Below are 9,056 nucleotides of genomic sequence, written 5' to 3'. Positions count from 1 at the left end.
GGCAAGGCCTATGGTGCGCTCGCCATCGGCATGGGCTCGCGCAAAGTCGAGGCTTTCGCCAAGGAGCGCCCGCACCTCGTCGCCGGCATCTCGGACGTCTCTGGCGGACGCGTGCTGCCGGTCGTCGGCGGCGTGCTGATCCGCGACAAGGCCGGAGCCATCCTCGGCGCCGTCGGCATTTCAGGTGACACGTCGGACAATGACGAAGCCGCGGCCATCGCCGGCATCGAGGCCGCCGGCTTCACCGCCGATCCGGGCTGAGCGTCGGGGACGTTACGGGCGTTTCCGACAACTGTCAGCGCAAGCGCCCGTCAAACTTCCGCCTTCCGCGCTGGGGACCTAATGCAGATTGATGTCCCGGCTGGCCGATCGCATCGACACCGCGAATCCGGCCAGCACATCGAACAGCGCGATGACCATCAGCGTGAAGAAGACGGAATGGGCGGCGCCCTTCACCAGCAGGAACTCGACCAGGAAGGCCACGAATACCAGCGTCGACAGAAGATGGTCCATGATCGAGGCATTGGTCGTGCGCACCGACTTCGCCATTTCGAGGAACAGGAAGACCAGCCCGATCAGTATCATCAGGTCGCCCAGCGTCATCGAGAACACGCCGCCCGACATCATACTGAAGGAGAAGACCTCGCTCGCCCACGGATCGTCACCGCTGCCGAAAATTCCCAGCAGTCCGAGGTTGTAGAGCACGAAAGGCACGATCAGCAGCGGAATGGCACCGAACATCTGGCGTCTCCATGTGGGGGCGATCCTTTGTAGAATGCGCCATGGCCACGTCGTCAAGATGTTTCGCCATCAGCGCTGAACACGGTCGAAGACCGCACGCAACAACCATGTCAGCCGGTTGCCGGCCGAAGGATTTGCAACGCCGGCGGTGCACGCCTCGAAATGCGCTGCCGTCCGGCCCAAACGCAAAAGGACCAGCCACCGGCCGGTCCTTATGGAAATTCAAACCTTTGAAAAAGCTGGTCTCAGCTTTCCTTGGGCGTCAACACCTGACGACCGCGATACATGCCGGTCTTCAGGTCGATATGATGCGGACGGCGCATTTCGCCGGAATTCTTGTCCTCGACATAGGTCGGGGCCTTGAGGGCGTCGGCCGAGCGGCGCATGCCGCGCTTGGACGGAGAGGTTTTACGTTTCGGAACGGCCACGGATATGCTCCACTACATGGTCAAAAGCCCCGCCCGCCCTCGTGAAAGGGCCATGTCGGGGCCTAAATCTGAGAAAGTCGGGTGCCTATACACGCCCTGTGCCGTTTTGGCCAGCACTGGCGCGAATTTTTTTGGATCGGCTAGCGGAGACAACCGACATAGGCGCCGGAGCGGCCGGCGCGCCGCTCGATCAGATTGGCGAGCCGCCTCAAGCCAGGCCCGGGTTTGGCCGGATTGCGGGCGATCGGATTTGGCAAGGAAACCGCAAGCAAGGCGGCCTGCCGTCGCGACAGCTGTTTTGCCGAAACGCCAAAATGGTGCTGTGCCGCGGCCTCGATGCCGTAGATGCCCGGCCCCCACTCGGCGATGTTGAGGTAGATTTCCATGATGCGCCGTTTCGACATCACCGCATCGAAATAGACGGCCAGCGGCAATTCGACCACCTTGCGCACCGAGCCCAGCGGCCGCGACCACAGAAACAGGTTCTTTACCGTCTGCATGGTGATGGTCGAGGCACCGCGCGTCGCTTCGCCGGCCAGCGCGTCGTCGACGACGCCTCTCAGCTCGCCGAGATCGACGCCACGATGAAAGCAGAACTGCCCATCCTCCGACATGATGACGGAATTGGCCAGCACCGGCGACACGTCGTCGATCGACACCCAGCGGCGGTCGTAACCGGAGAACGTCGCCAGATCCTTCAACATCAGCGTCGAGACAGGATGCACGAAGAACGGCAGGTAGAGAAAGGTCAGCACGACCGGAATCAAAGCCAGCACCGCGGCCACGACGATGCCGCGCCGGACCCAGCGTTTGAGACCGCGGCGATTTACGCCTCGCGATCTCGTCGCCATGTCCAGCTTTTCGGTTTCATGATCGACGATCGGTTCCGCCAAGCCGCCCAACCCGTGCCAGAGAGCTCGTTTTGAAACGCGCTCCTGTGAGTCATGTGACGGTGTTTTCGAGAACCGGAGCGGAGCGTACATTAGAGTACGCAAGCACCGGAAGCGCAGAAAACGCCCTCAGATGACCGCAGGAGCAGAGTTTCCAAACGGGCTCATACTGCTCCGGCATAATGGCGCTTGCCTTCTTGCGCAACGTCTGAGTGTCGGCTACCGGTCCCGGCCATGACGAATGACGACCAAATGGCGTTCGAAATGGCGCTCATCCGACGCGCTGCCGCCGTCGAGGTGCTGCTGCGGCGGCTGCTCGACGACCGCGCGCTTTCGGGCGAGATCGCCCGGCCTGAGCGGTTGATGGCAGCCATGCGGCACGGCGTGCTGAACGGCGGCAAGCGCCTGCGGCCCTTCCTGGTCATGGAAAGTGCCGCCCTTTTTTCCGCCGATGGCGAGGCGACACTGCGTGTCGCCGCCGCACTTGAATGCGTGCATTGCTATTCGCTGATACACGACGACCTGCCCGCCATGGACGACGATGACCTGCGTCGTGGCCAGCCGACCGTGCACAGAGCCTTCGACGAGGCGACCGCCATCCTGGCTGGCGATGCCTTGCTGACGCTGGCCTTCGACGTCATCGCCGGCGAGGCGACCGCCCTGCCCGCGGAGCGGCGGGCGGCCCTGGTGCTGGCGCTGGCCCGCGCCGCCGGACCCGGCGGCATGGTCGGCGGCCAGAAGCTCGACCTCGAAGCCGAACAGACGCCGCCGGACGAGGCCGGCATCATCCGGCTGCAGGCGATGAAGACTGGCGCTCTGATCCGTTTCGCCTGCGAGGCAGGTGCCCTCATCGCCGGCGCCCCGGCCGATGACCGCGAGCGGCTGGCCGAATTCGGCTCGGCGATCGGTCTTGCCTTCCAGCTTGCCGACGACCTGCTCGATTTGACCGCCGATGCCAGCCAGATGGGCAAGGCAACCGGCAAGGACGCCGCCGCCGGCAAGGCGACGCTGGTGGCCTTGCATGGTGCGAATTGGGCTCGCAACCAGTTGCACGGCCTCGTCGAGCAGGCGCATGCACTGCTTGATCCTTATGGCGACGACGCCCAGTTGCTGAAAGAAGCGGCAACGTTCGTGGCGACCCGCACCAGTTGAGGTTGGCGCCAGCCGAGATATCGAGCTGACTAAAGTTCGCTCATCCTCCGCCGGCCAATTCAGAAATAGAACTTGAGCGGAAGCCTGCCGAGGCAGAGGATCGACATCGCTTTGCCATCCGCACGGCACGCACGCGGTGCGGGTAGAGTTGGAGGGGTGCCATGTCGACCACCGACAAGCTGTTCAGCGGTTCCATTGCCGAGGTCTACGACCGGGCGATGGTGCCGCTGATCTTCGAGCCGTATGCACGGGATCTGGCAGAGCGGGTGTCGAAGCTCGGGCCGCAATCGGTGCTCGAAGTGGCGGCGGGCACCGGTGTGGTGACACGTGCGATGGCAGCAAAGTTGCCGGCGCAAGCCCGCATCGTGGTCACCGACCTCAACCAGCCCATGCTCGACCACGCGCGCACGCGGATGGCGGACGATCCTCGGATCACCTGGCGGCAGGCCGACGCCCAGGCGCTGCCCTTCGAGGACGCAGAGTTCGACGCCGTGGTTTGCCAGTTTGGCGCGATGTTCTTCCCCGATCGGGTGGGCGCCTACGGCCAAGCGCGGCGGGTGATGCGGCCGGGCGGGCACTTCCTGTTCAACGTCTGGAGTGCCATCGACGACAACGAGTTCGCCGAGGAAGTGACGCGGGCGCTCGGCCATTTTTTCCCGGCCGATCCGCCGCGCTTCATGGCGAGGACGCCGCACGGCTATCACGATGCGGACGTCATCCGCGCCGACCTTCATGCCGCCGGCTTCGGTAACATCACCATAGAGCCGCTGGATGCCGTCAGCGCCGCTTCGTCGCCATATGAGGCGGCCACGGCCTATTGCCAGGGCACACCCCTGCGGGCTGAGATCGAGGCGCGCGGCGGCTCGCTGGAGGAGGCGACGCGATACGTGGCGAATGCCCTTGGGAAACGGTTCGGGGAAGGCCCGGTGCGTGGCCGCATCCGCGCCCTCGTCGTGGAAGCGGTCTAGGCGCGCTGTCCATCCGGCGGTTCGCATGGCCTGCCTGCCCTCTCACGAACGAAATTTTAATGTAAATGAAGCGTAATCCCGGCCATTAAAATGGTGCGTATGTGTTGGGGTTGCGCATGCCTGAATATTCGTCCTTCATCCGGTCGGTCCGGATCCGCTATATTTCAGGGTTGCTGATCTTCGCGCTGGCTTCCGCCGGTATCGTGATTGCGCTTGACCGCGTCAATTCCTTTCGCCGCGACATCGATGCGCTGAGCAGCAATCTCGTCATCTTCACCCGCGACCTGCGCAACGCGACCAGCTTCGCCGAGACCACCGGCACCGCCTGGCGGGCGGAGACACGCGATGCCCTGACCACATCGGCGCGCGGCCATTCGGAGCGCCTGACCGGCGAGATCGAGACGCTGACCGCCCAGCTTGCGGCGATCAAGCCGCGGCTGTCGATCAAGACCGTCAACGAACTCCAGTCCGCTTCCGTCAACGGCGATCTGTTCTGGTCGCCGCGCGACATGGTGCGCAATTTCAACCTGATGTCGATGGCGCAAAAGGTCGACGAGTGGAGCTATCGCGAAATCCGCAACCAGAACGACCTGTTCGCCCAGCCGATGCTGGTCCGCGTCCGCACCGCCATGGATGATGAGCGCCACCTGGCCGATGCCTCAAGCGACAGGCTGCTGCTGTGGGCGAGCGGCATCCTGTTCGCGGCACTTGCCATCGTCGCCTTCTGGATCTTCCGCCCGATGGAAGTGGCAATCCGCCGCGCCTTTGCCGAATCCGCCGAATCCCTGTTCAAGGCCGAGGCCGCCGACCGCGCCAAATCGGAATTCCTGGCCAATATGAGCCACGAAATACGCACGCCGATGAACGGTGTGCTCGGCATGGCCGAACTGCTGGCCAAGACCGATCTGACCCCGCGCCAGAAGACCTTCACCGACGTCATCGTCAAATCCGGCAACGCGCTGCTCACCATCATCAACGACATCCTCGATTTCTCCAAGATCAATGCCGGGCAACTCACTCTCGACCCTGCTCCCTTCCGCCTTTCCGAGGCGGTCGAGGATGTGGCGACGCTGGTCTCGGCGCGCGTCGCCGAAAAGAACCTCGAACTGATCGTGCGTGTCGACCCGCGCCTGCCGGCCCATGTCGTCGGCGACGCCGGCCGCTTCCGGCAGATCATCACCAACCTGCTCGGCAATGCCGTGAAGTTCACCGAGAAGGGTCATGTGCTGATCGATGTCGGCGGCGAGATCGTCAACGACGTGGTCCAGCTCAAGGTCCGCGTCGAAGACACCGGCATCGGCATACCGGCCGAGAAACTGCAGAACGTGTTCGAGAAATTCGCGCAAGTGGACGGCTCGTCCACCCGCCGCCATGAGGGCACGGGGCTGGGCTTGGCCATCGCCGCCCGCCTCGTCGACCTGATGGCAGGCAAGATCGGCGTCGAAAGCGAGATCGGCCGTGGCTCCGTGTTCTGGTTCGCTGTGCCGCTGCCCGCGCATCAGGCCGCGGCGCGCGACGAGATCGTGCCGGTCGACGTCACCGGCGCGCGCGTGCTGGTCATCGACGACAATCCGGTCAACCGCGAAATCCTGCTCGAGCAGCTCAGAAGCTGGAGCTTCGACTGTGCCGCCGCCGAAAGCGGCGCCGTCGGCCTGGCCTTCCTCGACCGCGCCTTTCAACTCGGCGCCGCCGTCGACTGCATCATCCTCGACTACCAGATGCCGGGCATGAACGGCGCCGACGTCGCCAGAGCCATTGCTTCCGACAGCCGCCTGTCGGCCATCCCGATCGTTATCCTGACCTCGGTCGACCAGGTCGATTTCGGCAAGATGATCATCGACTTCGGCATTGCCGCGCATCTGACCAAACCGGCGCGCTCCGCGGTGCTGCTCGGCACCGTCATCTCGGTGATTCAGAAGGCCCGTTCGCAGGTCGGCAAGGCGCGGTTCGTCCGCGAACCGATCGTGCAGGCTTCCCTGGCAGCGCCGCCCGCCTTCACCGTCATCCGCGGCCCGGCAATGCCGGTCGCGGCAGCGCCGGAATCGACAACCGCGCCGAACGGACCGATCGACATCCTCATTGCCGAGGACAATGACGTGAACCAGTTGGTCTTCGGCCAGATCCTCAATGGGTTGGGCTTGAGCTACCGTATCGCCGGCAATGGCCGCACGGCGGTCGAAATGTACCGGGCGCTGCGCCCCAAGCTGATCCTGATGGACGTTTCGATGCCCGAAATGAACGGCTACGAGGCGACCCGCGCCATCCGGGCGATGGAGGTCTCGACGGGCGCCCACATCCCGATCATCGGCGTCACCGCGCACGCGCTGAAGGGCGATCGCGACAAGTGCATCGATTCAGGCATGGACGACTATCTGCCGAAGCCCGTTTCGCCCGACCGCCTAGGCACCAAGATCGGCACCTGGCTCAGCGAGACCGTCGTGGCCAAGACCGCCTGACTGCATCCATGAGGATGCGTCAGACGGCGGCAGCCTCCAGACGATAGCGGCGCATCCAGTCGAGGCTTGTCGCGTCAGCAAGCTTTGCAACGCCGGGGCTTACATCCTCCTCGTCAGGTGCTGGGACTCCCAGGGCTTCGCAGATGCCTAGCAACGTCGCAGCCGGATTGCCTGAAAGGCGCTCATAGCCGACGCGCAGCGGGGATATGCCTTGCTCTGCGAACCAAATGTTCCAGGCCGCGTCATAGGTCTCGAGTTCCGTGACCTCTCGTTTGATACGCTCGAAATCATATTGGGGCTCTTTCGGCGGTGCGACCCTTTCGATCTCGGTGCCATCGGGAGCGATATGCCAAAGACCGGTCTGCTCCGCCTTGATCAGGGAGACAGCCTGCGCGAGCTTGTTCTCCCGCGAGAGGTGTATGTAGAGGACGCGGCCAAAGGCCTTTTCAAGACGCGCTCTGTCCGACTGCAGTTTCGGGAAAATCCGGTCGAGGGTTGCCGAGAGTTCATCCAGATTTTCGCGCATCAAGCGAAGGCCGAAGAGGCCGGTCCCACCCTTGCCGGCAGCGATCGCCGCGTTGAGATAGGCGACATTGAAGTCGAGCTCACTCATCGTGTCGCGATCGGGCAGCTTCCACTCTTCAGCCCACTCCAGCACATCCTGCCGCCGATAGAATGAGTGCGGATCGCCAGTCGTCTTCGTGGATGCCAGAAGCTTGCACAGCAGCGTGCTACCGGTCCTCGGCGTGCCGCAGATGATGTATCCATCGAACATGTTGAGGCCCATGCTGCTCGTCAAAGACAGGGCCGCCGCCCAGTAAGGATGGCGGCCGCTATAGCTGAAATCTTTGCTGGATGCGACGTCACGGCTATCGCTTTTAAATGCCTCTCTCGGACAAACACCATGCCGGCAGCGGCCAAATTACCGGTTGCGCACCACCACGCACGCCCCACCGACACTTTGCAATTTCTGGCAAATAACGTTGGCATCGGCGCGGCGGTCGACACCGATCCTGACCGCGTAGATGCCGCGCCGGCCGATCGGCGTGCGCACCCGGCTGACCACCGGATCATGCCCGTTGAGCAGGGCCGGGAACCGGCTCCTTACCCTGACCCACTGGTTGATCGCGGCGCTGCGGCGAAAATTGCCGGCCACTTGGATGCCCCATGGCTTTATGTTGATCGAAGCCATGGCCACCGTCCGCGACATGATCACCGGCAGTTTTCGGCAAGCGACGGCAAAATCCGTCTTTGCGTCGAGCGGCTCGACCCTTCCGGCATAGGCCCGGTCGGTGAACTTGTCGGCTGGTTCGCCCATGATGTCTAAGACATAGCTTTCGGTTTCCATCGGCAGGAAACCGCCGGAGCTGAGCCAGCGCGACACCCGGCTCTCGCCGGCATTGTAGGCGGCGGCGGCCAGGCCGAGATTGCCGTAGCCGGTTTTCATTTCGGCCAGATATCTGGCCGAAGCCGGAATCGCCTGGTTGATGTCGAAGGAATTGGCGAGCCCGCGCATCTTGGCGGTGCCCGGCATGAACTGGGCAATGCCTTCGGCACCGACCGGACTGACGGCGTTGGGATCGAAACGGCTTTCCTTCCAGATCAGCCGGGCGAAGAAATCCCTGGACAGGCCGTTCTGGTCGGCATGCGCCTGGATCAGATTGCAGACCTTGTCGATCAGCCGCTGCTTGGCGGATTGCGGCGGATCGGCCTGCACAAGGGTCGACCAGGTCAGCCCGTACAGCAGGATCAGCGCTGCCCAAAGGAAACGCTGCATCGGTTCTACTCGGCCGCGGCCTTGCCGCGACCGAACCGTTGCTCGATATAGTCGGCGACCATTTTCTCGAAATCCGCGGCGATCGACGGCCCGCGCAGCGTCGCCGCCTTTTTGCCGTCGACGAAGACAGGCGCCGTCGGCATTTCGCCCGTGCCGGGCAGCGAAATGCCGATGTCGGCATGCTTGGACTCGCCAGGGCCGTTGACGATGCAACCCATCACCGCGACCTTGAGGTTCTCGACGCCGGGGTATTTGTCGCGCCACACGGGCATGTTCTTCCTGAGATCGGCCTGGATGTTCTGGGCGAGTTCCTGGAACACGGTGGAGGTGGTGCGGCCGCAGCCGGGGCAAGCGGCAACAATCGGCACGAACTGCCTGAACCCCATGGTTTGCAGCAATTCCTGTGACACCTGCACCTCGCGCGTGCGGTCGCCGTTCGGCTCCGGTGTCAGCGAGATGCGGATGGTGTCGCCGATGCCTTGCTGGAGCAGGATGCCCATGGCGGCCGACGAAGCGACGATGCCCTTCGAGCCCATGCCGGCTTCGGTCAGGCCGAGATGCAGCGCATGATTGGAGCGGGTGGCGAGCTCGGTATAGACGGCGATCAGGCATGACAAGCCGGTGCGCATCGGTGTCAACTGGGG

General features: G+C 63.6%; 10 protein-coding genes. 4 read left to right on the top strand and 6 right to left on the bottom strand.

Going from position 1 to position 9,056, the window contains the following annotated elements:
* The coding region (locus tag EN964_RS15350; protein ID WP_206528721.1) for a heme-binding protein at positions 1-261 on the top strand (261 nt) is incomplete at its 5' end.
* 78 nt (positions 262-339) lie between these two features.
* On the opposite strand, the gene EN964_RS15345 is transcribed toward EN964_RS15350, so the two are convergent.
* The 3 genes from EN964_RS15345 to EN964_RS15335 all read right to left on the bottom strand — a co-directional run bounded on the left by EN964_RS15345 (position 340) and on the right by EN964_RS15335 (position 2,071).
* Positions 340-741, bottom strand: coding sequence for a hypothetical protein (locus EN964_RS15345; RefSeq protein ID WP_127276507.1), 402 nt, complete (start codon positions 739-741; stop codon positions 340-342).
* Positions 742-986: 245 nt separating this feature from the next.
* The gene (gene rpmF / locus EN964_RS15340; RefSeq protein ID WP_008834724.1) at positions 987-1,169 is read right to left on the bottom strand and encodes a 50S ribosomal protein L32; all 183 of its coding nucleotides are present in this window, start codon (positions 1,167-1,169) and stop codon (positions 987-989) included.
* 140 nt (positions 1,170-1,309) lie between these two features.
* Positions 1,310-2,071 (bottom strand): transglycosylase domain-containing protein, encoded by a 762-nt coding sequence (locus EN964_RS15335; protein ID WP_127271462.1) that lies wholly within the window; start codon positions 2,069-2,071, stop codon positions 1,310-1,312.
* Positions 2,072-2,293: 222 nt separating this feature from the next.
* On the opposite strand from EN964_RS15335, the gene EN964_RS15330 reads away from it, so the two are divergent.
* From EN964_RS15330 to EN964_RS15320, 3 genes are all read left to right on the top strand, one after another.
* On the top strand, positions 2,294-3,211 hold the full coding sequence (locus EN964_RS15330; RefSeq protein ID WP_127276505.1) for a polyprenyl synthetase family protein: 918 nt from the start codon (positions 2,294-2,296) through the stop codon (positions 3,209-3,211).
* Between the two features lie 161 nt (positions 3,212-3,372).
* Positions 3,373-4,179 (top strand): class I SAM-dependent methyltransferase, encoded by an 807-nt coding sequence (locus EN964_RS15325; protein ID WP_127267511.1) that lies wholly within the window; start codon positions 3,373-3,375, stop codon positions 4,177-4,179.
* A 116-nt stretch (positions 4,180-4,295) separates the two neighbouring features.
* Entirely contained in the window at positions 4,296-6,635 is a 2,340-nt protein-coding gene (locus EN964_RS15320; protein ID WP_127272344.1) for a response regulator, read from the top strand.
* A gap of 19 nt (positions 6,636-6,654) precedes the next feature.
* Here the strand turns inward: EN964_RS15320 and EN964_RS15315 are convergent, their stop codons facing one another.
* The 3 genes from EN964_RS15315 to EN964_RS15305 form a co-directional block, all read right to left on the bottom strand.
* Positions 6,655-7,434 (bottom strand): Stf0 family sulfotransferase, encoded by a 780-nt coding sequence (locus EN964_RS15315; protein ID WP_236383230.1) that lies wholly within the window; start codon positions 7,432-7,434, stop codon positions 6,655-6,657.
* Positions 7,435-7,557: 123 nt separating this feature from the next.
* Positions 7,558-8,412, bottom strand: coding sequence for a lytic transglycosylase domain-containing protein (locus EN964_RS15310; RefSeq protein ID WP_127267513.1), 855 nt, complete (start codon positions 8,410-8,412; stop codon positions 7,558-7,560).
* A 5-nt stretch (positions 8,413-8,417) separates the two neighbouring features.
* Positions 8,418-9,056: flavodoxin-dependent (E)-4-hydroxy-3-methylbut-2-enyl-diphosphate synthase (locus tag EN964_RS15305; RefSeq protein ID WP_164775824.1), on the bottom strand; the 639-nt coding region annotated here is incomplete at its 5' end.

The organism is Mesorhizobium sp. M7A.F.Ca.CA.001.10.2.1 (assembly GCF_003998575.1).
Classification (GTDB): Bacteria; Pseudomonadota; Alphaproteobacteria; order Rhizobiales; family Rhizobiaceae; genus Mesorhizobium.
The sequence above is the reverse complement of the archived record's forward strand: the minus strand, read 5'-3'. Positions and strand labels throughout refer to the sequence as shown.

Coding starts and splice junctions, on each gene's coding strand:
- EN964_RS15330 (WP_127276505.1), top strand. CDS start 2,294: ATGACGAATGACGACCAAATGGCGTTCGAAATGGCGCTCATCCGACGC.
- EN964_RS15310 (WP_127267513.1), bottom strand. CDS start 8,412: ATGCAGCGTTTCCTTTGGGCAGCGCTGATCCTGCTGTACGGGCTGACC.
- EN964_RS15320 (WP_127272344.1), top strand. CDS start 4,296: ATGCCTGAATATTCGTCCTTCATCCGGTCGGTCCGGATCCGCTATATT.
- EN964_RS15345 (WP_127276507.1), bottom strand. CDS start 741: ATGTTCGGTGCCATTCCGCTGCTGATCGTGCCTTTCGTGCTCTACAAC.
- EN964_RS15325 (WP_127267511.1), top strand. CDS start 3,373: ATGTCGACCACCGACAAGCTGTTCAGCGGTTCCATTGCCGAGGTCTAC.